This window comes from Isoptericola sp. NPDC056605 (genome assembly GCF_042792795.1).
Classification (GTDB): Bacteria; Actinomycetota; Actinomycetes; order Actinomycetales; family Cellulomonadaceae; genus Isoptericola.
The window spans coordinates 119,107-140,137 of sequence record NZ_JBHTVT010000002.1 but is presented as its reverse complement, the minus strand read 5'-3'; the positions used below and the strand labels follow the sequence as shown (position 1 = coordinate 140,137).

The following is a 21,031-nucleotide window of genomic DNA, read 5'->3' as shown; positions in this document are numbered from 1 at the left end:
TCGACGTCATGCCCGGCTCGCGGAGACGACCTTGAGCAGCGGCACGGCCACGGCGCGCACCCGCGCCGGCACGGACCGGGCCACCGCGTCGGCATCGGCGGGCGTGAGGCCCGACCGGGTGAGCCGTACCGCGCCCACGAACAGCCCGAGGCCCAGCACGGCGGCCACGACCGCCGACGGCACCGGGGGCGCCCCGACCTCGTCGACGCCCCACCACGTCAGGACCGAGATCGCGGCGCCGAGCACGAACGGCTGGACCATGGCCAGCGCCCGCCGGACCGGCAGGTCCAGCGACCGCGCCTCGAGGACCAGCAGGCCGCCGAAGAGCAGCACCGCCGCCGTCGCGTTGCCGAGCACCGCGGCCCAGACCCCGAGCGGCCGGATCAGCGCCACCGTCAGCCCGACGTCGACCACCAGGCAGGCGAGGTTCGCCCACAGCAGCCAGGTGCCCTTGAGCCGTGCCATGAGGAACGCCTTGAGCGGTCCGGCCATCACCAGCAGGCCGCCGGCCACGCTCAGGACGACGAGCACCGGGGGCACGGCGGAGAACTCGGCACCGTAGATCGTCGGGACGAGCAGCGCGAACGCCGGGGTCGCCGCCGCCACCACGCCCGCCGTCGCGGTCGAGGATGCGCGCAGCGCGCGGCCCAGCGCGCGCGCCACCGCCTCGTGGTCCACCTCGCGCAGCCCCGAGATCGCCGGCACGAGCGGCCCCAGCAGCGACTGCGCCGGGGCGAACAGGTGGACGCCGAGCCCGATCGCGAGGGCGAACACTCCGGCGGCCTCCGGCTCCGACATCCAGGTCAGCACCAGCACCTCGCTGCGCGACGAGACGAACGCCTCGACCAGGCCGGCCGCGCCGGCCGGCAGCGCGAACGCCCAGAAGCCCGGCGGAAACCGGCGCAGACGCGGGCGCAGCAGGACCCTGCGGTACAGGGGCGCCACGAAGTACAGGTAGGCCACCGCGCCCAGGCCGGCCGCGACGAGGCGCACCGCCCAGATGGCGTCGGCCGTGCCCACCGTCGTGGCCGCGACCACCACCAGGACCTGCGCGACGAGGTTGACGACCATCGCCGCCTGCGCGTTCTGCGCCGTCTTGTTCTCGATGGCGAGCGCGTCGCCCGCCCCGGAGAACGTCAGGGGCACCAGCACGCCGAAGACGAGGGCGATCACCGTGAGCACAGGATCGGCGTCGATGAGCAGCAGCACCGCCGTGCCCACCACGGGCACGCCCACGAGCATCTTGTAGCCCTGCGCCGCCTGGAGCATGTGCCGCACCTCGGCGAACCGGCCGGCGGCGTGCGCCTTCGACCCGAACTGGACGAGGCCGGTCCCGACGCCCAGGTCGATGGTCGTGAGGACGAGCGCGAGCACGGTCGAGAGGTACGCGAGGCGCCCGTAGTCGACGACACCGAGGACTCGCGCGACGACGATGTTGACGGCGAACGCCAGCGGCAGCATCACGGCGACGTGCACCAACGTCCACAGGGCGCCCCGGATCGCCCGGTCCTGGAGCTCGCCGCGCGTCATGGCCTCGCCGGGCGCGTCCGCGCTCGGTACCGGCGCCGGTGGGGCGGACCTCTCGTCCGTGCTCATCGCACGCACCGGGCCGCCGCCGGACGGTCGGCGCGGACGAGGACGACGTGTGCTGTCACACCGGCCATCGTTTCCGACGACCGCCGGCATTCCGAGGGCCGGAGCGGTTTTTCAGCCGGGCGCGAGCACGTTTCACCCCCGGGAGGACGCCGCCCCCGACCTAGGCTCGACGGCATGGCCATCGGAGTCCCGGCCGGGAGCCACCTGCACGTGATCACGCCCGGCGACCACTTCTCCCCCTCGACCGGGAGCGCCCTGCCCTCGGTCGTGCACGGCCTCGCGTCCGCGACCCCGCCCGGAGCCCCGCGGTCGGTCGTCGCCGTCGCGCGCGGCACCTACCCCGACCGCTACCCGAGCGCCGACGTCGTCGAGTACGACCCCGTGCCGCAGCAGCGCGCCGACCGCTACCGCGACGCCGCGGCGGCGCGCCTTGGCCTGCCCCGGACCGGCGCCCGGCGGCCGCTCGCCGCCGCGCTCGCGGACCAGGCGCGGTGGCCCGCCTCCGTGGTCCTCGGCCACAACCTCCCCCAGCTCGTCCCGCTCGTGGACGTCGACCGGCACGCTGCCGTGCTCTACGCGCACAACGAGCTGCTGCGCACGTACTCCCCGCGGGAGGCGGCCCGGGTGCTCGACCCCGCGGGCGCCGTCGTCTGCGTCAGCGGCTACGTCGCCGAGCGGACCGCGGACCGCCTGCCGCCGCGCCTGCGTGACCGCGTTCGAGTGGTGCACAACGGGGTCGACACCGCGCTCTTCCGTCCCGGTGACGCCGAACGGGTCGCCGGGGAGCGGCTGCGGGTCGTGTTCGTCGGGCGCACCGTGCCCGACAAGGGGCCGGACGTCCTCGTGGACGCCCTGCTCCGGCTCCGCCGGCCGGACGTGGTCGCCACCGTCGTCGGCACGCCGCACTTCGCCCCCGGCGCGCCCCTCACCCGGTACGAGCGCGAGCTGCGGGCCGCCGCCCGGCCGCTCGGCGACGCCGTGCGCTGGCTCCCGTTCCGGCCCCGAGACGAGGTGGCCGCCCTGATGCGCGCCGCCGACGTCGTGGTGGTGCCCTCCCGGTGGGCCGAGCCGTTCGCCCTCACCGTGCTGGAAGGGATGGCGTCCGGCGCCGCCGTCGTCGCCGCACGGACCGGAGGCATCCCCGAGGCGGCCGGCGACGCCGGGGTGCTGGTGCCGCCCGGGTCCCCCGACGCCCTGGCCGCGGCCCTGGAGGGGCTCGCCGACGACAGCGTGTTCCTGGCCACGACCCGTGAACGCGGCCTGCGACACGCGCGGGCGCACGACTGGCGTGCGGCGCGGCGGACCCTCGACGTCGTCCTCAGCGACCTCGGCCTGACGTCCGTCAGGCCGGCGGGGATGCCCGCGACCTGAGAGCCGGCGTCAGCCCGGTCCGATCACCAGCAGCCAGTCGCCCGCGCCGTCGGCGTTCCGCCCCGGGGTGCGCATCCGCTCGGTCAGCGCCACAGGGGTCGCCGCCCCGGACGACGGGTCCACCCAGCGCGCCCTCCCCGCGGAGGCGAGCACCGCCAGGTCGAGCCCGAGCACACGCTCCGTCGGGACGTAGACGACGGCGGCGCGACCGTCTGCCGTGGCCGCCGCCGTCGCGCGGTTGCCGTCGAGGACGTCCGTCGTGTCGCCGGTCCGCGCCGCCCCTGCGCCGGAGACGACGAGGTCGTCGGAGGGGTGCAGCTCCCACCAGGGGAGCGCCTCGACCACGTCCCGCACCACGCCGACCTGTCGGAGGCCCGGCGCGTCGAGGCGGCCCTGCCAACCGTCGAGGAACTCCCAGTCGTCGCTGCCGTAGAAGTCCCCCGGCGAACCCGACGTCAGGGCCCACGCGGCCTGACGCCGCAGCGACTCGGGGCTCGTCGGCGGCCCGCCGTCGTTGTTCTCGCCCTCGTAGCCGCCCTCGGCGAAGAGCGCGGGGACGGCGGGCTCGCGGTCGTAGGCCTGCCGGACGGCGTCGTAGGCGGGCGGGTAGGAGTAGACGAAGGTGAAGTCCACCCGGGAGGCCCAGTACGGGTCGTCGGTGGTGACGGAGCGCGGGTAGCCCAGCTGGATCGAGAACGGCCGGTGGTCTCCCGTGTCGCGGATGCCCTGGACCACCTGGTCGAAGCACCGGTCGACGTCGCTGCCGGCCGCCGGGTCGTCCGCCGCGGGGAAGTAGTCCCCGCCCGTCATCCAGACGACGCCGGGCAGGTCGGCTGCCCACGTGCCCACCCGCTCGCCGTAGATACGGCACTCCTGCTGCGAGGACGGCGAGAACGCGCGACCCACCGTCCAGCCGTCCACCGGGTAGAGGAACACCGACATGCCGCGCTCCGCCGCGGCGGCGAGGGTCGCGTGGGCCCGGTCCCAGTACTCCGGCACCCAGGACAGGACGTCACCGTCCACGAACGGGAGCAGACCGTCCGCGGTCGCGCCGTCGTCGGACGGCCCGCCGTTGGCCGTCGCGCCCAGCAGCGAGACGATCAGGGCGTTGACCGCGCGCCCCTGCCGGTCGTCCAGGTAGGTCAGCGCCTCCTCGGGCGACAGGTCGACCAGCAGCGACCAGGGCGAGTCGCCGCGCACCAGGACCGGCGCCCCGTCCTGGTCGACGAAGTACCGCCCGTCCGGTCCGACGCCCGTGACGAGGTGTGCCCCGTCCGGCGTCTCGGGCGCCGTCGGCGGCGTCGCGGGCAGCTCCGCGGCGACCGGCCCGGCCGTGCCACCGATCCGGCTCGCCTGCCCCTGGTGCTCCCGGTCCCACCACCACGCGGCACCGGCGACCGCGAGCGCGACGACGGCCGTCGTCGCCACGACGGCGACGACCCGGCGTCTCCGCCCGTGCGACGTCTCCCGCGCCACGACGCCGTCCGCTCAGCCCGCGAAGCCGGCGGCGGTCGCGACGTCGCGGGCCATCCCCCGCCACCTCGGCAGCACCCAGCCCGGCACGATCTGCGTCCAGCACCGCGCCTTCTCCCGGAGCGGGAGTCGCGTCGTCGCGACGGCCCGGTACAGCTCGAGGTTGAGCCGCGTCTGCGGGAAGGCGAAGCGGACCCGCGCGGACGGCGCGTGCCACTTCACCTGCTCCTGGCCCTGCAGCGAGAGCTGCTCGGGCACCCGCCGCTGCAGGAACGCCCGGTCGTCGACGACGACGGCCGGCCCCTGACAGAGCAGCTCGGTCAGCAGCACGATGTCGTCGCCCACCATCGGGCGCAGAGGGCGCGCACGGGCGAGCGCCGAGCGCCGGATCACGCCGTACATGACGTGCGACGCCTGCGACCGGAACAACCGGCGCAGCCGCTCGTGCGCGGCGTCGGCGTCCAACCCGAGGTCCGCGTCCCCGAGGCCGTCGGTGACCGTGCCGTCGCCGTCGACCAGCCGGGCCCGCGTCATCGCCAGCACGGCGTCGGGGCGCTCGTCGAGGGCCCGCACGCACGAGGAGGCGAACGTGGGGAGCCAGAGATCGTCCACGGCCGCCCAGCTGAACAGGGGGGCCGCGGACCGTTCGAGGACGCGCCGGTAGTTCCACGTCCCACCGTGGTTCGTCTCGGCGCGGAGGTACCGCACGCGGGGGTCGGCCGCGGCGACGGCCCGGCAGATCTCCTGGGTGCCGTCGGTCGAGCCGTTGTCGGAGACGACGACCTCGAGGTCCTCCAGGTCCTGCGCGAGCAGGGCCTGGAGGGCTCCCTCGAGGAACCGTTCGCCGTTGTACACCGGCAGCCCGAAGGACAGCACCGGGGCCGGCGCGCCCCGCGTCACGGTGTCCCCCGGCCGAGCGACAGCACGCTCTTGGTCACGGTGTACGCCTCGGCGTAGCGGCTGCGGCACTCCATCCCACGCAGGCGCAGGAGCCCGAGGAACACCTCGTGGTCCCACCAGTCGTGAGCCTTCTGGGAGGCGTAGCAGGCGTCGAGCAGCTCGACCTTGCGCCGCGCCAGCGCGTCGGGGACCGGCACGTAGGTCGACGGGCGACCCATGTCGCCGTCCCACTTGGGGATCTCGTAGTGCAGCACGAGGGCGTCGCGCCAGACGGTCGGAGCCATCGTCCCCACCAGCCGGTGGTCCTGGTGCGCGTCGTCGGGCCGCGGCGCCAGCACCAGGTCCGGTGCCGGGACCCGCTCGGCGTGCTCGTGCAGCACGGCCCGCGCCTCACCCCACCGGTCCGGCAGGCGCCCGTCCGGCAGCCCGCCGAACACGCTCGTCGCGCCGGGGAGGAACGCCTCGGCGGCGGTGCGCGCCTCGTCCTGGCGGGACAGGTCGCCGGTGAGCGTGAGGTACGCCGCCTCGACACCACCCCGCGCCGCGAGCGCCAGGAGCGTGCCGCCGCAGGCGATCTCGACGTCGTCCGGGTGCGCGGCGAGGCACACCACCCGCAGCGGGCCGTCGGGCAGCGCGAGGCCGATCATCGGGCGGCCCCCGACCACTCGTGCGGGCTGCCGGCGGCGGCTCCGGGAAGCGTCGAGGCGAGGACGTCGCGGAGCCGCTCCTCCTGGGCCGCCAGCCGCCGGGCCGCGTCCGCGAGCACCGGCCTCGTGTCCGGCGCGGGCTCCCGCAGCAGGGCGAGCACCTGGTCCGCCACCTCGTCCGGGTCGAAGCCGTCGACCGTGTGCACCTGGTCCCCCTGGCCGAACTGCTCGAGCAGCCGTCCCTGCTTCGCGCCGTAGCCGAGCGACACGGCCGGGACCCCCAGCCGCAGCGCCGTCACGAGGTGGTGGTACCGGGCCGCCGCGACGACCCGTGACCCGGCCGTCTCCCGCGCCACGTCCGCCAGCGACCCCGCCTCCACGGCCTCGACGTTGCCGGGGCCGGCCGACGCCGCACGGGCGGCGACCTCGCGGGCGGTCGGCGCGTCCGGCAGCGCGCCACCGAGCACGACGACGTCGGCGCCGGACGCCACCACCCGCTGGACGACCCGCACCATCCGCGCGACGTAGGCGGCGCGGTCCGCCTCCCCCTCCGCCGTCCCGAGGCCCCGGTAGTCGATGACTCCCACGACGACGCGCGGACGCTCACGGCGGGGGGCGCCGTGGGCCGGGAGCCCGAGGACGAGATCGGGCACCACGTCGAGGGGGCGTCGCACCCCCAGCCGGCGTGCGGCGCGCGCCGACCCGTCGTCGCGCACCGTCACGAGGGTCGCGGCGGAGAGCGTCCAGCGGAACAGTCGCGCCGTCACGGGGTGGAAGGCGGCGTCGACCCCGACCGACAGGGCGAGGAACGGCCGTCGTCGGAGGCGGGCGGCGAGCGCGTACCAGAAGAGGGTGAGCGGGATCCCCCCGGGGGCGATCGCCAGCCCCTCGAAGATCCCGGTGCCGGGCACGACCACGGCGTCCAGGTCGCCGACCGTGCGCCACGCGCGGCGCGCGTCGGCCAGCTTGCCGAGCAGGCCGCCCGCTCCCCCGCGACGGACACCGGGATGGTGCAACGGCACGGCCGCCACGCCGTGCTCCGCCGTCACCGCCTCGCAGCGGTCGGCGACCACCACCGGGACCAGCCGGTCGTCGGCACGGAGCACGCCCAGCATCGCGGCGAGCGACGCCTCGTTCCCGAAGTTGTGGACCCCGAACTCGCCCAGCAGCCCGACGTGCACCTTCACCTCACGCACCGGGGGCTCAGGCACCGGGACCTCACGCGCCGGCACGAGCCGGACCCACGACCTCGCCGACCTCGACCTCGGGCACGCGCCGCGGCGCGGGGCGCGCGCCGCGGTCCCACACCGCCCAAGGCCGGTCGCCCACGCGGTTCATCTCCTCCAGCGCGGAGCGCTCCTTGAGCGTGTCCATCGGCGCCCAGAACCCGGTGTGCGGGTGCACGCGGAAGCGGCCGGCGCGAGCGGCGCGCACGCAGGCGTCCATGACGAGGTCCTCGCCCTCGCCGAGGTAGTCGAAGATGCCCTGCCGCAGCACGAAGTAGCCGCCGTTGATGCACATGCTCATGTCGGCGACGGGCTCCAGGTCGCGCATCGTGCCGTCCGGGTCGTACCGCACCACGTGGAACGAGTCCTGCGGGGCCACCGCCATGAGCGACCCGACGGCGTCCGTGGCGAGGAAGTCGTCGACGATCCGGTCCATCGGGGCGTCCGTGAGCACGTCGCCGTAGTTGGCGAGGAACACCTCGTCGTCGTCGAGGAACCGCCGCACGCGCCGCAGCCGCTCGCCGATCGCCGTGTCGATCCCCGTGTCGACGAACGTGATGCGCCACTCGCTGATGTCGCTGCTGAGCAGCTCGACGTGCTCACCGCCCTTGGTGAGCACGAAGTCGTTGGAGTGCGTCTCCGAGTAGTGGAGGAAGTAGTCCTTCACGGCGTTCGCGCCGTGCCCCAGCGCGAGCACGAACTCCGTGTGCCCGTAGTGCGCGTAGTACTTCATGATGTGCCACAGGACGGGTCGCGACCCGATCGGCATCATCGGCTTGGGCAGCGAGTCGGGGCCGGACCGCATCCGCATCCCCAGCCCGCCGCAGAACAGCACGACCTTCATGACGTCCCTCCCAGGGCCTGCCCGTCGTCGGGCGTCTGACGGACACGGCGCGGCGCGGCCCGCTCCCGCAGCGCGGGGGCGACGGGCCGGCCGACGAGGAAGCCCTCGGTGCCGCCCGCGTCCAGGGCGGCGGCGTAGACGGGCAGCGCCCCGGCGACGGCCTCGACCGTCCGGTCCACGTCCGCGTCGGTGTGCGCGGCGGAGATCACGAACGACTGCGCCAGCACGCCCCGGCGCAGCAGCTCGGCGAGGAACAGGGTGCGATACGCCTGCGAGGGCGCGCCGTCGTGGTCGCGGGTGCCGAAGACCAGGCACGCCGGATGCCCGGACACCGTCACCCAGCCGGTCAGCCCGGCGGCGTCCACCACCTGCTGCACCCCGGCGCGCAGCCGCTCGCCCTGGGTGGCCATCACGCCGGGCACATCGCGCGCGGCGTACTCGCGGTGCACCGCCAGCCACGCCGCGAGACCCGCCGTCTCCGCGCCGTGGGTGGTGGAGAGCAGGAAGACGCGGCGCGCGTCCGTCGCCAGCCCCCCGAGCTCCATGAGCTCCCGCCGGCCCGCGAGCGCCGAGACGGCGAACCCGTTGCCGAGCGCCTTGCCCCACGTCGACAGGTCCGGCACGACGCCGTACACGGTCTGCGCGCCGCCGGCGGACCACCGCATCCCGGTGATGATCTCGTCGAACACGAGCACCGTCCCGGTGCGGTCGCACAGGGCGCGCAGCCCCTCCAGATAGCCGGGCGGGGGGCTCGCGTGCGCGGTCGCGGCCTCGAGGACGACGGCGGCGACCCGGCCCTCGTGCGCGGAGAGCAGCGCCTCCACGGCGGCCAGGTCGCCGTACGGGAAGCGGACCGTGAGGTCGCTGATCGCCCGCGGGATCCCGGCGTCCATCGGGGTCGTGCCGATGAACCAGTCGTCGGTGGAGAAGAACGGGTGGTCCGCGCAGACGGCGACCAGGTCGCGGCCCGTGGCGGCGCGCGCCAGCCGGACGGCCGCGGTCGTGACGTCGGAGCCGTTCTTCGCGAACTTCACCATGTCGGCGCCCGGCACCTGCGCGCAGAACGCCTCGGCGGCCTCCAGCTCCCACCGGCTGGGCCGGGAGAAGCTCACGCCGTCGGCGATCGCCGCCGTCACGGCGTCCACCACGGGCCGGAAGCCGTGGCCGAGCGTGACGCTGCGCAGCCCCATCCCGTACTCGACGTACTCGTTGCCGTCCACGTCCCACACGTGCGCGCCCGCGCCCCGCGCCAGCACCGGGGCCATGCCCTCGGGGTACTGGTCCGCCCCGCGGGCGTAGGTGTGCGCGCCGCCCGGCACGAGACGGTGCAGCCGGGCCTGCGCGGCCGTGGACCGCTCGAAGGACCGGACGGGCTCCCCGGGCTGCGTCGGGTCGGGCTGCATCTGGTCGGGCTGCGAAGCGTGCTGCGCCAGCTGTGTCATGGTGCCCCCGGGTGTCGGGAGGTGGGTCGTAAGCCTGGTGGGGCCGGCAGGGGGCCGGCCCCGCCGCCAGTCTGCGGCGCGTCCCGGCGGCGTTGAAGGCCCCGCGGGCCTTTTCATCCGGGCCCCCGGCCGACTTCACCCGACCGGGTCGCGCCCGCTTTCGTAGCGTGTGGACATGCAGGTGCTGCCCACCACCCTCGACGGGGTGCTGATCCTCGCCCCCACCCCGCACCGCGACGAGCGCGGGCTGTTCACGCGCACGTTCGACACCGCCACCGCCGAGCGCGCCGGCCTCGACCCGGCGGCGTTCGTGCAGGACAGCCAGTCCCGCTCGCGGCGCGGCGTCGTGCGCGGGCTGCACGGCCGCGTGGGGGGCGGCGAGGCCAAGCTGGTGCGCGTCGCGCACGGCGCCGTGCACGACGTCGTCGTCGACGCCCGGCCTGGCTCGCCGACGTTCGGCCGGTGGGAGGCGTTCCGGCTCGACGACGTCGACTTCCACGTCCTGTACGTGCCGCGCGGCTGCCTGCACGGCCACCAGACGCTCACCGACACCGCGGACGTCTGCTACCGCATCGACGCCGAGCACGACCCGGCCGAGGACGTCGCCGTGCACCACCTCGACCCCGACCTCGGGGTCCGGTGGCCGCTGCCCGTCTCGCTCGTCAGCGACCGCGATGCCGCCGCCGGGTCGTGGGTGGCGCTCGTCCAGCAGCTCGGCGGCGCGACGTCGGGGCCCGGCGCAGACGTGCTGTAGGCCGACGCGGGCACGTGCGGCACGCCCCTCCCCGGGGACGCACCGCGGCGTGGCGCCGCGGCGAACCTGCCCCTCCCCCTGGGGACGACCGACTCCTCCACAGGTCTCGCCGGCACCCGAGATGGTTCGAACGTCCGTTCGATAGCGTCCTTCGTGTCACGGCGCGCCGACCGAGGAGGGACGATGCCCGCCACCACCGCCCCTGCTCCGGTACCCGCCGTCCCGGCGCTGCCGAGAGCCACACCGGCGTCCCGGCTGCTCGATGCCCTGGCCACCCTCGAAGGCGGGCTCGCCGCGCTCGCGGCGGCCGTCGAGGAGGCCGGCCTGCACGACGTCGGCCGGGACGTCCTCGAGCAGGCATCCGGCCGGCTCAGGACGCTCGGCACCCGGGTGGACGCCGCCCGGTGGCGCGTGCTGCCCGCGCTGGAGTCGGACGTCCGGTGGTCGCTCGACGGGTCACGCACCTTCGCGCACTGGCTCGCCCGCGCGGAGAACGTCGGGCTGGCCACCGCGCGCCGCGACGTCCGCACGGCCCACGCCCTGCGCGACCTCCTCCCGGCGACCGGTGCCGCCGCGCTCGACGGTCGGCTCGGCGCCGACCACCTGCGCGCCATCGTCGACGTCGCCCCGACCTCCGAGGCCCGCCGCGACGCGCTCGTCGCCCCCGCGCCGACCGCGAGCGAGACGGACGGCGAGGCGACGGACGGCGAGGCGACAGACGGCGAGAACCCGGAAGCGCCGGACGCCGCCCTCGCCCCACCGACCGGCGAGGAGCACCTGCTCGCCACCGGCTCCTGGTACACGCCCGCGCAGTTCCGCCGGCTGGTCCGGCGGTTCGCATACGTGACGGACCCGGAGTCGGACGAGCGGGGCTACGCGCACGCGCGCGAGAAGGAGTTCGTCGATCTGTCGCCCACGTGGGACGGCTACCACCTCGCCGGGTTCCTCACGGAGGAGCACGGCCAGGTGCTGCGCGCCGCCCTCGACGCCGTGTCCGGCCGCCCCGGCGCCGGGGAGACCCGCACGCCTGCGCAACGACGCGCCCAGGCCCTCGCCGACCTCGCACGCGTCACCCTCGACGCGGGGAGCGTGGGGTCGGGATCCGCCGTGCGGCCCCACCTGACCGTCACCGTCTCGGTCACCGAGCTCCGCCGCCTGCTCTCCGCCGGCGCCCCCGACGTCGGCTCCTCCGCCGCGAGCTGGGCCGAGTCCCTCGGCGTCGACCCCGCCGAGTTCGTCGACGGCCGCGGCCCGCTTCCCCCGTCCCTCCTGCGCCGCATCGTGTGCGACAGCGAGGTGACGCGGGTCGTCCTCGGCCCGGAGTCGCAGGTGCTCGACGTCGGGCGCGCCCGGCGCACCGTCACCGGCCAGCTCCGACGCGCCGTCGTCGCCCGCGACCGGCGGTGCACCTGGCCCGGCTGCGACGAGCCACCGTCGCGCTGCGAGGTCCACCACGCCGTGACCCACTGGGCGGACGGCGGCAGCACGTCCGTCGACAACTCCGCCCTGCTGTGCCGGCACCACCACGACCGCGTCGACGCGCTCGGCATCACCATGCGTCGCGACGGCGGCACGTGGCTCTTCACCGACCGCCACGGACGCTCCGCGTTCGGCACCGCACCACCACCTGCCGCGGCGGCGTCGAACCCCCGGCAGCCGGAAGCACCCGCGGCCCGGGCGCCCGCGGCCCGAGAGCCCGTGACGCGGATACCCGTGGCTCGGGACTCCGTCGCGGTCGCGACGCTCAGCGACGGTGACCGCGGTCCCGGCTGAGCGGCTCGACCTCGACGGGCTCGGGCTCCACGACCACCCAGCGACCCCCGAGCGCCTCCACCTCCGGATGCGCGAACCGCACCTCGTCGAGGAGGTCGGGCACCAGCAGCAGCACCCGGTCGGGGCGGATCTCGGCGAGGATGTCGGGCCCGAGCACGGGCACCCGCGGCCCCGGGCCGCCCGGCATGGACCTGCCTCGCTTCGCGGGGGACGCGTCCACCACGGCGAGCACGTCATCGGCGGTGACCCCGGCGAGCGCGAAGAGCGCGACCGCGCGCGACGCGGCGCCGTAGGCGACGACCTTCCCCTCGCTCGCGTCGAGCCAGTCACGGAGCGCCGCCGCCGACCGGGCCACCTGCCGTTGGAGCACCGACACGACCGCCGGCTCCGTGGTCCCCGCCGCGGCCTCGGCCGCAAGCTCGGTGGCGACGAGGTCGCCCGCGGCGCGGGCGTGCCGGCGGGCGGGCTGCGACCCCTCGCGCGCCAGCGCGAGCAGCCGCGTCCCGCCGTACAGCGGGTAGCGCCACAGCCCGACCGGCACGAGACCGGTGCTGCGCGCCATCTCCACGAGCACCGTGAGCGAGTAGTACGCGAAGTGCCCGTGCCGCAGCGCGTTCCAAGTGCCGTCGCGCACGATCACGGACAGCGGGTGCACGTGCAGCGCGACGACGCCGTCGGGGGCGAGGGAGTCGAGGCGCAGGTTCCACGCCGCACGCTGGTCGGGCTCGTGCATGAGGCCGAGAGAGTCGACGACGAGGTCGGCGGCGAGCCCCGGCACCGTGCCGGGGCCGTCGAGCAGCACGGCGTCGGGCACGATCTCGTGCACGCGTGCCGACCAGGAGCCCCCGTGCGGGGAGCGCATCTCCTCCACCCAGGTCCCCGGGCCCAGCAGCCCGCCGCCGACGAGGTCGGCCACCCCCGCCCGCGCCTGCGTGACGAGAGCGGCGGGCTCTACGCCGCGCGGCTCCTCGGGACCGGTCGGGTCCTCCTCGAGCTGGGCCAGGCGGCACCGGTCGCACATCACCATGCGCAACGGGTGCACCGGGTCGGGGAGGGGCGCCTCCGGCTCGGGGAACAGGTCTGCCGCGGGCTGCGCGCCCAGGTCGAGCACCACCGTGGCGCGGTCCGACCGGCACCACCGGCAGCGCCAGCCCGCTACGACGGCGCTCACGTGCCCGGCTCGAAGACCTCGAGGCGGGGCAGGAAGGTCACCAGCCGGCCGCCCCAGTCGGCGACGTGCGCGAGCTGGGCCGAGATCTCCCGCCGCAGGTTCCACGGCATGACGACGACGTAGTCCGGCCGGGCGGCGTCGAGCGCCTCGGGAGCGTGGATGGGGAGGTGCATGCCGGGGGTGAACCGGCCGTGCTTGTAGGGGTTGCGGTCGACGGCGAACTCGATCAGGTCGGAGCGCACGCCGCAGTGGTTGAGCAGCGTGTTCCCCTTGCCGGGCGCCCCGTACGCCACCACCCGCTTGCCCTCGCGGCGTGCGGTGAGCAGGAAGCGCAGCACGTCGTCGCGCACGGCCGCGACCTGCTCCGCGAAGCCCGCGTGCCCCTCCAGGGTGTGCAGGCCCGCGGCGGCCTCGGCGGCGAGGACGCGGGCGACGGCGGCGGAGGGCTCCGGCGCGGCGTCGTCGGATCCTGTCCCCGCCTCGGCGGTCGGCACGGACCACGTGCGCAGCGAGCCGCCGTGGCTGGGCAGCTCGTCGACGTCCACCACGGTGAGCCCGGCGGCGGCCAGGACGCGCTGCGTCGTGAGGAGCGACAGGTAGCTGTAGTGCTCGTGGTAGATCGTGTCGTACTCGTTGCCCTCGACCAGGCGCAGCAGGTGCGGGATCTCGATCGACACGCGCCCGTCGTCGGCGACGAGCTGCCGCAGGCCACGCGAGAAGTCGACGATGTCCGGCACGTGCGCGAAGACGTTGTTGGCGACGACGAGGTCCGCGGGCCCGTGCTCGGCGCGCACGCGCCGCCCCGTCTCCTCGCCGAGGAACTCCACGACCGTGGGCACACCGCGCTCGACCGCGGCCGCGGCCACGTTGCCCGACGGCTCGATGCCGAGGCAGCGGATCCCCCGGTCGACGACGTGCTGGAGCAGGTAACCGTCGTTGCTCGCGACCTCGACGACGAACGACCGCTCCGGGGTGAGGCCGAGGCGCCCGACGGCGTCGTCGACGTACCGCCGTGCGTGCTCCACCCACGACGCGGAGTAGGAGGAGAAGTAGGCGTAGTCGTCGAAGATGTCCTCCGCCGGCACGTAGGCCGGCAGCTGGACCAGCAGGCACTGCTCGCACACCCGCACGTGCAGGGGGTAGAAGACCTCGGGGCCGTCCACCTCCTGCGCGGTCGGGTAGCTCTCGCACGGCGGCGACATCCCGAGGTCCACGAACGTGCGGGTGAGCGGGGCGCCGCAGAGCCGGCACGACGGCGCGGGCACGGCGGAACCCTCGGGCGCGGCGGACCTCTCGGGCGTGGCGGCGTGCCGCGCCGCCGACACGGCGGTCATGCCGACACCGCCGTGGTGCGCAGGTTCTCGAGGTCCAGGGCGCCGCTGGCGGCGAGCTCGCTCACCCGGTGCAGGCGCACGAAGCGCGGGCCCTCGAAGTCGTCGGCGGTGAGCCCGAACCGGTGGACGTCCTGCCAGATCTGCCGGATCCCGTCCCGCACCGTCCAGCGCGGTGCGGCGGCGGGAAGCTCGGTGCGGATGCGCGTGAAGTCGACCCGGTAGTTGCGGGTGTCCGCCCCGGCCCCCGCGGCGAACGTCACGGGCGCCCCGGTGACGTCGCTGACCTGCTCGGCGACGGTGCGGATCTGGACGACGTCCTCGTCACGGCCCACGTTGAAGGCTCGGTCGTGCACCACCTCGCGGGGGGCCTCGAGCGCGGCGAGGAAGGCCCGCGCGATGTCCTCCACGTGCACGAGGGGGCGCCACGGCGTCCCGTCGGACGCCAGCCGCACCTCCCCGCGCGTGTACGCGGTACCGGTGAGGTTGTTGACCACGATGTCGGCGCGCAGCCGCGGCGACGAGCCGTACGCGGTCGCGTTGCGCAGGAACGTGGGCGAGAAGTCGTCGTCGGCGAGCGCGGAAAGGCCGCGCTCGGCCTGGATCTTCGACTCCCCGTACGGGGTGACGGGGTGGAACTCGGCACCCTCGTCGACGGGCTCGTCGCCCGCCGCGCCGTACAGGGAGCACGACGACGAGAACAGGAAGCGGGTCACCCCGGCCGCCTTCGCCGCCCGCGCCATGCGCACGGCCCCGTCGGTGTTCACCGAATAGGTGGCCTGGGGGTTCAGGTGCCCCAGCGGGTCGTTGGAGATGGCCGCGAGGTGGATCACGGCGTCGAAGCCGGCGAGGTCCTCGGGCCGCGCGTCCCGGACGTCGCCGGTGCGCTGCTCGTACCCCGTCACCGGAGGGCCGAAGTCGCAGCCGTCGTACCAGCCGGCGTCGAGGCCGACCACCTCGTGGCCTGCCGCCTGCAGGAACGGCACCAGCACCGCACCCACGTACCCGCGGTCACCATCGACGAGCACTCGCATCGTCCGTCCCCCGTCGTCGTCCGGCCGGTCCGGCGGGCAGGGAGTCCCGCGGGCCGGTGGCTTCACCGCCGCCTCGACGCTAACCAGCGGCCGCCTCCCACCGTGAGGGTTGCCCGGGGTGAAAAGCCTCGTCACCCGGGTGATTCCGGGCCTGCGACGTTCCCCGGCCGCACCCCGGCGACGAGGATCGGGAGCCATGAGGATCCTGCGCATCTCCCACAGCGCGGTGGTCGACGCGTGGCGCGGCCGCGAGGCCGAGCTGCGCCGGCGCGGCGACCACGTCCGCGTCCTCACGGCCGCCGTCTGGGACGAGGGCGGCCGCGACGTGCGCCCCGCGCCCTCGCCGGACGAGGAGCTCGAGACCGCGCGCACGTTCGGCCGGCACCCCGCCCTGTTCCTCTACGACCCGCGGGCCCTGTGGCGGGTGCTCGGCGAGCAGTGGGACGTCCTCGACATCCACGAGGAGCCCGTGGCGCTCGCGACCGCCGAGATCCTGGGCGTCCGCGCCGCGCGGCGGCTCGTGGACGCGGCGCGTGGGCGGCGCTCCCGCCCCGCGCCGTACCTCCTCTACTCCGCGCAGAACCTCCTCAAGCGGTACCCGTGGCCGTTCCGGGCGCTCGAGGCGGCCGCGCTGCGCGGCGCCGCCGCCGTCGTCACCTGCAACCACGACGCCGCCCGTATCGTGCGCTACAAGGGCGCCCGGGGGCTGGTCGAGCGGGTCCCGCTCGGTCTCGACACCACCGTGTTCTCTCCCGTCGACGAAGCAGAGCTCGGGAGGCGGCCGGCCGGGCCACGCACGCCGGGACGGGTGCGCGTCGGGTACGCCGGGCGCCTCACCGCCCAGAAGGGGGTGGACGTGCTCCTCGCGGCCGTCGCCCGGGACGAGGCGCTGGACCTCGTGGTGGCGGGCGCCGGTCCGGAGGAGGCGCGGCTGCGGCGGGTCGCCGCCCCGCTGGGCGACCGCGTCGACTTCCTCGGCCCGCTCGACACCGACGACCTTCCCGCGTTCTACCGCGGGCTGGACGTCCTGGTCGTGCCGTCGAGGCACGCCCCGGGCCTGGCCGAGCAGTTCGGCCGCGTGGTGGTCGAGGCGATGGCGTGCGGCACCCCGGTCGTGGCGACCCGTGTCGGCTCCGTGCCGGACCTCGTCGCCGGCGCCGGTGTCCTCGTGGCACCGGACGAACCCGATGCCCTGCTGGACGGGATCCGGCAGGCGACCCACCCGCGGACCGCGCGCACGCTGCGCCTGGCCGGGCTCGATCGTGCACGCGAGTGCTCGTGGCCCGAGGTCGCCCGTCGGTACCGCGCGGTCTACGAGGCGGCCCTCGGCGCGCCGGCACGCGACCACGGTCCGGCCGCGCACGAAGGCACGGCAGGTCGGCCGGCCCCCCGCGTCGAGGTGGTGGTCGTCGCCTACGGCCACCCCGACCTGCTGCGCTCCGCGCTCGAGCCACTGGCGGGAGCCTTTCCGATCACCGTGGTCGACAACTCGTCCGACCCGCGGCACCGCGCGCTCGCCCAAGTCTTCGGCGCCGCCTACCACGACCCCGGGCGCAACCTCGGGTTCGCGGCGGCCGTCAACGTGGCGCTCGCGCACCGGCAGGACCCCGGAGCGGACGTGTTCCTCCTCAACCCCGACGCCGTCGTCGGGCCCGAGACCGTCGCGACGCTCCACGAGGCCCTGCACGCGGACCCCGGGCTGGCGAGCGTCGGCCCCTCGCAGGTCGACGGCGCGGGCCGACCGGGACGCGTCGTCTGGCCGTTCCCCTCTCCGGCGCGGGCATGGCTGGAGGCCGCCGGCCTCGGCCGGCTCCGGCTGCCGCGTGAGCGCACCTTCGTCATCGGCTCAGCGCTGCTGATCCGCGCAGCCGCGCTGCGCGGTGTCGGCGGGCTCGACGAGCGGTTCTTCCTCTACGCCGAAGAGACCGACTGGGCGTACCGGGCCGACCGGCAGGGCTGGCGACACGCCCTCGTGCCCACCACCGAGGTCGTGCACGAGGGCGCGGGCACGGGTGGTGACGTCCGGGTCCGCGAGCTGCACTTCCACGCGTCGCAGGAGCGCTACCTGCGCAAGCACTATGGTGCGGCTGGCTGGACCGCTGCCCGTGCCGGTCTCGTCGCGGGTGCGGTGCTGCGCTCCGCCGCGCTGCGCGGGCCCCGCCGGGAGCACGCCCAGCGGCGTCTGCGCGCGTACCTCGGCGGGCCGGCGTCGCTGGAGGACCGCGAAGCGGTGCCGTCGTGAGCGCCGGCGGGCCCGGCGCCCACCACCTGCGCCCGCGGACGAGCGGGGAGCCGCGGACGGGCATGAAGACGGGCATCGTGTCGAGCCTGCTGTCCACGACGCGCGTCGCGACGTGGGCCGCGGTCCTCGGCGTCGTCGTCCTCGCGGCGACCTACGTGCTCGCCCACGATCTCACCCTCGGGGTGGCCGTGACCTCCGTCGTGGTGCTGGCCTGCGTGATGCTCTACGACCCCTCGCTGGTCCCCGTGGTCGCGATGCCCACCTTCGTCGTGGCCGAGCGGGTGGGCGGGGACTCCCTGAACATGTCGCTGGGCGACGTGACCCTGTTCGCGACCTTCTGGGTCGCCGTCCTCTTCTCACCGCGCCCGTTCACGCCCGCCCTGCGGTCCATGCTCTGGCTGTCGGCGGTGTACCAGCTCGCGACGCTCTTCGCCGTCGTCGCCACCCCCTTCGCCCAGAACTCGATCGAGTGGTTCCACGCGTGGCTGCTGGTGGGCGGGGCCCTGGTCGTGGGCTGGGCGGTGGGGCGGTCCGGGCACGCGACGCTCGGGCTGACGCTCCTGACCGTGTTCGTGCTCGCGATCGCGCTCGACGCCTGCGCGACCGCCGCCGTGCAGCTCGCGCAGGGCGACGTGTCGCCGGTCTACCCGAGCTGGCCGTTCGAGCTGCACAAGAACCTCGCGGGCCCGATCTTCGCCTCGGTCGCCCTGCTCGTCTTCGTGCGTCAGCCGTGGCTGCGGTGGCCGGCCTGGTTCCGGGTTCCGGCCTTCTACCTGCTCGTGCTCGCGCTCATGGCCGTGCAGTCTCGCCAGGCGATCGTCGGCCTGGGTGTCGGCCTCATCGTGCTCGCGCTGCGTGCCGGGCGCGGACGCCGCCAGACCCCGATCCTCATGCTGCTCACCATGGCCCCCGCCGCCATCTTCGTCGCGAGCCGGGTGCAGGACGACCTCTCCGGCGACGACCCGTTCAACTCCACGGCGTTCCGCGCCGTGGGCATCGAGGGCGGGTTCGACGTCTGGCGGGAGCACCTGTGGTTCGGCGCCGGGCTGCGCTGGTGGACCGTGGGGCCCGAGCTCGGGTTCCAACCGCCCAACGCGGTCGCGGAGGTGCTGTCCTCGGTCGGCATCGTCGGCCTCGCCGGGTTCGCGGTCCTCATGCTGGGCACGCTCGTGGTCGCGTGGCGGATGGACCGCCGGTTCGGGACGCTCGCCGTCGCCCTGCTCGCGTCGCGCCTCGTGGCGAGCCAGTTCGACCAGTTCTGGGTCGCGATCATCGTGTCCCTGCCCTTCCTGCTCGTGGGGGTCTGCCTGGGCGCCGAAGGGTTCGCGAAGGCGCCAGGAGCGCCCCTCCTCGACGACCGGCCGGCGCGCGTCCGTCGACGCGCGGCGCGAGCCGCCCTGGCCCCGGTGGAGCAGCCGGTCCCGGCGCAGGGCGAGGAGCTCCTGCTCCCCGGTGGCCGCTCATGAGGATCACGCACGTCGTCGTGACGGACGCGTACGCCGGCGTCGAGGCCCACGTCGCGCGCCTCGCGCGGGCGCAGGCGCGGGCGGGCCACGTCGTCGCGGTGGTGGGCGGTGCGGAGGAGCCGATGCGCGCCGTCGTCGGCGACGACGTCGAGCTCAGGCCGGGGTCGACGGTCGCCCGGGCGCGACGCTCGCTCGTGCGGGGGCCGCAGCCGGACGTCGTCCACGCGCACATGACGGCGGGCGAGCTCGCGGCGTGCCTCGTCCCCCGGGTGCTCCTGCACCGCGTGCCGCTCGTCGTGACGCGGCACTTCGCCCTGGTCCGGGGGCGCAGCGCCGCCGGCCGCGTCGCCGCGCCGGTGATCCGTCGCACCGTCGCCGCCCAGATCGCGATCAGCGCCTTCGTGCAGGACCGCATCGACGGCCCGAGCCGGGTGGTGGTCGCAGGCCTCGAGGAGCGGCCGCACCCGCGCGGCGCGGCGCTCCGGTCGCCCGTGGTGCTGATCGCGTCCCGGCTCGAGCCGGAGAAGCGGGTCGACTCCGGCGTCCGGGCGTTCGCGGCGTCGGGGCTCGCCGACCGCGGCTGGCGCCTGCGGGTCGCCGGGTCGGGCTCGCTCGAGGTGGCGACCAAGGAGCTCGTGAGCGAGCTCGGGCTGGACGGGGCCGTCGATCTCCTCGGCCACCGCGACGACGTGCCCGCGCTCCTGGCCGACGCGGGACTCTTCCTCGCCCCGACCCCCGGCGACGGCTTCGGGCTGAGCGTGCTCGAGGCCATGGCGAGCGGCGTCCCGGTCGTGGCCGACGGCTCCGGCGGGCACGTCGAGTCCCTCGGCTCCGCCGGCGGACCCGGCCTGTACGCCACCGGGGACGTCGACGACGCGGGGCGGCGGCTGCGCGCCCTCGCGGACGACCCCCGCCGGCGCGACCGCTACGGCGCCGCCCTGCAGGCCCGGCAGCAGGCCGAGTTCTCCGTCGCACGCCAGGCGGCCGCCACCGAGCGCGTGTACCGGCAGGTGCTGTCGTGACACCGGTCCGCGAGACCGTCGGCCCCGACATCGTCGTGATGTCGCTCGAGCCGTGGGACGACGTCTGGCGGCGCAACCAGTACCTCGTCGCCGGTCTCCTGCGCGAACGCCCGTCGGCCCGGGTGCTCTTCGTCGAGCCGGTCAGCGACCCTGTGCACGCCGTGACCCGTGGCGCCCGGCCACGGCCCGGTCGAGGGCTGCGGCCCGCCCCGGACGTCGAGGGCGTCGGCCCGCGCCGCCTCTGGCTGCTCGAGCCGACCAAGCTGCTGCCCCGGCGGGTCGCCCCGCACGGCGACGAGCGGCGCGCGGCCGTCGTCGTCCGGGCCGCGCGCCGCCTCGGGCTGACACTGCCGGTGCTGTGGGTCAACGACCCGTACGGCGCCACGCTGGCGCGCGTCAGCGGCTGGCCCACCCTGTACGACGTCACCGACGACTGGACGGCGGCCACGCGCGGCCCGGCCGAGTCCCGCCGGGTCGCCGAGTCGGACCGTTACCTGGTGGAGCACGCCGCGGCGGTCACCGTCTGCTCCCCCACGCTCGCGGCCCGCAAGGCCGACGCCCGCTCGGTCGTGCTGGTCACCAACGGCGTGGACGTCGAGCGGTACCGGCGCCCGGCGTCGGGGGCCCCCGGCGCCCACCCCCCCCCCGCCCGGCGCGCCGGCGCGGCCGCCGGGGGGCCCCGCCACGACGACCACCGCGGCGCCGCCGCCGGGGGGGGCGCGCGCGACGGCTGCCCCCC

Annotated in this window: 16 protein-coding genes and 1 pseudogene; 7 read left to right on the top strand and 10 right to left on the bottom strand. The window is 75.8% G+C overall.

Annotated elements, in window-relative coordinates:
• Window positions 1-6: 6 nt before the first annotated feature.
• Entirely contained in the window at window positions 7-1,596 is a 1,590-nt protein-coding gene (locus tag ACFQ8Y_RS03450; protein ID WP_430584616.1) for a lipopolysaccharide biosynthesis protein, read from the bottom strand.
• A 174-nt stretch (window positions 1,597-1,770) separates the two neighbouring features.
• On the opposite strand from ACFQ8Y_RS03450, the gene ACFQ8Y_RS03445 reads away from it, so the two are divergent.
• Complete coding sequence (locus tag ACFQ8Y_RS03445; protein ID WP_430562407.1) at window positions 1,771-2,967, top strand: glycosyltransferase family 4 protein; 1,197 nt, start codon at window positions 1,771-1,773, stop codon at window positions 2,965-2,967.
• Between the two features lie 9 nt (window positions 2,968-2,976).
• On the opposite strand, the gene ACFQ8Y_RS03440 is transcribed toward ACFQ8Y_RS03445, so the two are convergent.
• The 6 genes from ACFQ8Y_RS03440 to ACFQ8Y_RS03415 are packed head-to-tail and all read right to left on the bottom strand — an operon-like array spanning window position 2,977 to window position 9,499.
• Window positions 2,977-4,443: a DUF4038 domain-containing protein gene (locus ACFQ8Y_RS03440; protein WP_430584615.1), complete on the bottom strand. Its 1,467-nt coding sequence runs from the start codon at window positions 4,441-4,443 to the stop codon at window positions 2,977-2,979.
• 12 nt (window positions 4,444-4,455) lie between these two features.
• A complete protein-coding gene (locus ACFQ8Y_RS03435; RefSeq protein WP_430584614.1) occupies window positions 4,456-5,340 on the bottom strand; it encodes a glycosyltransferase family 2 protein in 885 nt (294 codons plus the stop codon).
• Window positions 5,337-5,987, bottom strand: coding sequence for a PIG-L deacetylase family protein (locus ACFQ8Y_RS03430; RefSeq protein ID WP_430584613.1), 651 nt, complete (start codon window positions 5,985-5,987; stop codon window positions 5,337-5,339). The genes ACFQ8Y_RS03435 and ACFQ8Y_RS03430 overlap by 4 nt, the downstream gene beginning before the upstream one ends.
• Window positions 5,984-7,198, bottom strand: a complete 1,215-nt coding sequence (locus ACFQ8Y_RS03425) for a polysaccharide pyruvyl transferase family protein (RefSeq protein WP_430584612.1) — start codon at window positions 7,196-7,198, stop codon at window positions 5,984-5,986. The genes ACFQ8Y_RS03430 and ACFQ8Y_RS03425 overlap by 4 nt, the downstream gene beginning before the upstream one ends.
• 7 nt (window positions 7,199-7,205) lie before the next feature.
• Window positions 7,206-8,057, bottom strand: coding sequence for a sugar phosphate nucleotidyltransferase (locus ACFQ8Y_RS03420; RefSeq protein WP_430547287.1), 852 nt, complete (start codon window positions 8,055-8,057; stop codon window positions 7,206-7,208).
• Entirely contained in the window at window positions 8,054-9,499 is a 1,446-nt protein-coding gene (locus ACFQ8Y_RS03415) for a glutamate-1-semialdehyde 2,1-aminomutase (protein WP_430584611.1), read from the bottom strand. Before ACFQ8Y_RS03415 ends, ACFQ8Y_RS03420 begins: the two co-directional genes overlap by 4 nt.
• A gap of 175 nt (window positions 9,500-9,674) precedes the next feature.
• On the opposite strand from ACFQ8Y_RS03415, the gene ACFQ8Y_RS03410 reads away from it, so the two are divergent.
• The gene (locus ACFQ8Y_RS03410) at window positions 9,675-10,253 is read left to right on the top strand and encodes a dTDP-4-dehydrorhamnose 3,5-epimerase family protein (RefSeq protein WP_430548792.1); all 579 of its coding nucleotides are present in this window, start codon (window positions 9,675-9,677) and stop codon (window positions 10,251-10,253) included.
• 183 nt (window positions 10,254-10,436) lie between these two features.
• Window positions 10,437-12,026 (top strand): DUF222 domain-containing protein, encoded by a 1,590-nt coding sequence (locus ACFQ8Y_RS03405; protein WP_430584610.1) that lies wholly within the window; start codon window positions 10,437-10,439, stop codon window positions 12,024-12,026.
• Here the strand turns inward: ACFQ8Y_RS03405 and ACFQ8Y_RS03400 are convergent.
• The 3 genes from ACFQ8Y_RS03400 to ACFQ8Y_RS03390 are packed head-to-tail and all read right to left on the bottom strand — an operon-like array spanning window position 11,998 to window position 15,562.
• Window positions 11,998-13,197 carry a class I SAM-dependent methyltransferase gene (locus tag ACFQ8Y_RS03400; RefSeq protein WP_430584609.1) on the bottom strand — a complete coding sequence of 400 codons (1,200 nt, stop codon included), beginning with the start codon at window positions 13,195-13,197 and terminating at the stop codon, window positions 11,998-12,000. The two genes, ACFQ8Y_RS03405 and ACFQ8Y_RS03400, sit on opposite strands and share 29 nt — an antisense overlap.
• Window positions 13,194-14,531: a methyltransferase domain-containing protein gene (locus ACFQ8Y_RS03395; RefSeq protein ID WP_430584608.1), complete on the bottom strand. Its 1,338-nt coding sequence runs from the start codon at window positions 14,529-14,531 to the stop codon at window positions 13,194-13,196. The genes ACFQ8Y_RS03400 and ACFQ8Y_RS03395 overlap by 4 nt, the downstream gene beginning before the upstream one ends.
• Complete coding sequence (locus ACFQ8Y_RS03390; protein ID WP_430584607.1) at window positions 14,528-15,562, bottom strand: NAD-dependent epimerase/dehydratase family protein; 1,035 nt, start codon at window positions 15,560-15,562, stop codon at window positions 14,528-14,530. Before ACFQ8Y_RS03390 ends, ACFQ8Y_RS03395 begins: the two co-directional genes overlap by 4 nt.
• Window positions 15,563-15,758: 196 nt before the next feature.
• Between ACFQ8Y_RS03390 and ACFQ8Y_RS03385 the strand changes: the two genes are divergently transcribed.
• The 4 genes and pseudogenes from ACFQ8Y_RS03385 to ACFQ8Y_RS03370 all read left to right on the top strand — a co-directional run.
• Entirely contained in the window at window positions 15,759-17,804 is a 2,046-nt protein-coding gene (locus tag ACFQ8Y_RS03385) for a glycosyltransferase (RefSeq protein ID WP_430584606.1), read from the top strand.
• Window positions 17,801-19,270 carry an O-antigen ligase family protein gene (locus tag ACFQ8Y_RS03380; RefSeq protein WP_430584605.1) on the top strand — a complete coding sequence of 490 codons (1,470 nt, stop codon included), beginning with the start codon at window positions 17,801-17,803 and terminating at the stop codon, window positions 19,268-19,270. Before ACFQ8Y_RS03385 ends, ACFQ8Y_RS03380 begins: the two co-directional genes overlap by 4 nt.
• Window positions 19,267-20,292 carry a glycosyltransferase family 4 protein gene (locus ACFQ8Y_RS03375; RefSeq protein ID WP_430562419.1) on the top strand — a complete coding sequence of 342 codons (1,026 nt, stop codon included), beginning with the start codon at window positions 19,267-19,269 and terminating at the stop codon, window positions 20,290-20,292. Before ACFQ8Y_RS03380 ends, ACFQ8Y_RS03375 begins: the two co-directional genes overlap by 4 nt.
• Window positions 20,289-21,031: pseudogene (locus ACFQ8Y_RS03370) on the top strand (hypothetical protein); the annotation flags it as partial. The gene ACFQ8Y_RS03375 and the pseudogene ACFQ8Y_RS03370, both read left to right, overlap by 4 nt.

Coding starts and splice junctions, on each gene's coding strand:
- ACFQ8Y_RS03450 (WP_430584616.1), bottom strand. CDS start 1,596: ATGAGCACGGACGAGAGGTCCGCCCCACCGGCGCCGGTACCGAGCGCG.
- ACFQ8Y_RS03445 (WP_430562407.1), top strand. CDS start 1,771: ATGGCCATCGGAGTCCCGGCCGGGAGCCACCTGCACGTGATCACGCCC.
- ACFQ8Y_RS03430 (WP_430584613.1), bottom strand. CDS start 5,987: ATGATCGGCCTCGCGCTGCCCGACGGCCCGCTGCGGGTGGTGTGCCTC.
- ACFQ8Y_RS03420 (WP_430547287.1), bottom strand. CDS start 8,057: ATGAAGGTCGTGCTGTTCTGCGGCGGGCTGGGGATGCGGATGCGGTCC.
- ACFQ8Y_RS03415 (WP_430584611.1), bottom strand. CDS start 9,499: ATGACACAGCTGGCGCAGCACGCTTCGCAGCCCGACCAGATGCAGCCC.
- ACFQ8Y_RS03410 (WP_430548792.1), top strand. CDS start 9,675: ATGCAGGTGCTGCCCACCACCCTCGACGGGGTGCTGATCCTCGCCCCC.
- ACFQ8Y_RS03405 (WP_430584610.1), top strand. CDS start 10,437: ATGCCCGCCACCACCGCCCCTGCTCCGGTACCCGCCGTCCCGGCGCTG.
- ACFQ8Y_RS03395 (WP_430584608.1), bottom strand. CDS start 14,531: ATGACCGCCGTGTCGGCGGCGCGGCACGCCGCCACGCCCGAGAGGTCC.
- ACFQ8Y_RS03390 (WP_430584607.1), bottom strand. CDS start 15,562: ATGCGAGTGCTCGTCGATGGTGACCGCGGGTACGTGGGTGCGGTGCTG.
- ACFQ8Y_RS03385 (WP_430584606.1), top strand. CDS start 15,759: ATGAGGATCCTGCGCATCTCCCACAGCGCGGTGGTCGACGCGTGGCGC.
- ACFQ8Y_RS03375 (WP_430562419.1), top strand. CDS start 19,267: ATGAGGATCACGCACGTCGTCGTGACGGACGCGTACGCCGGCGTCGAG.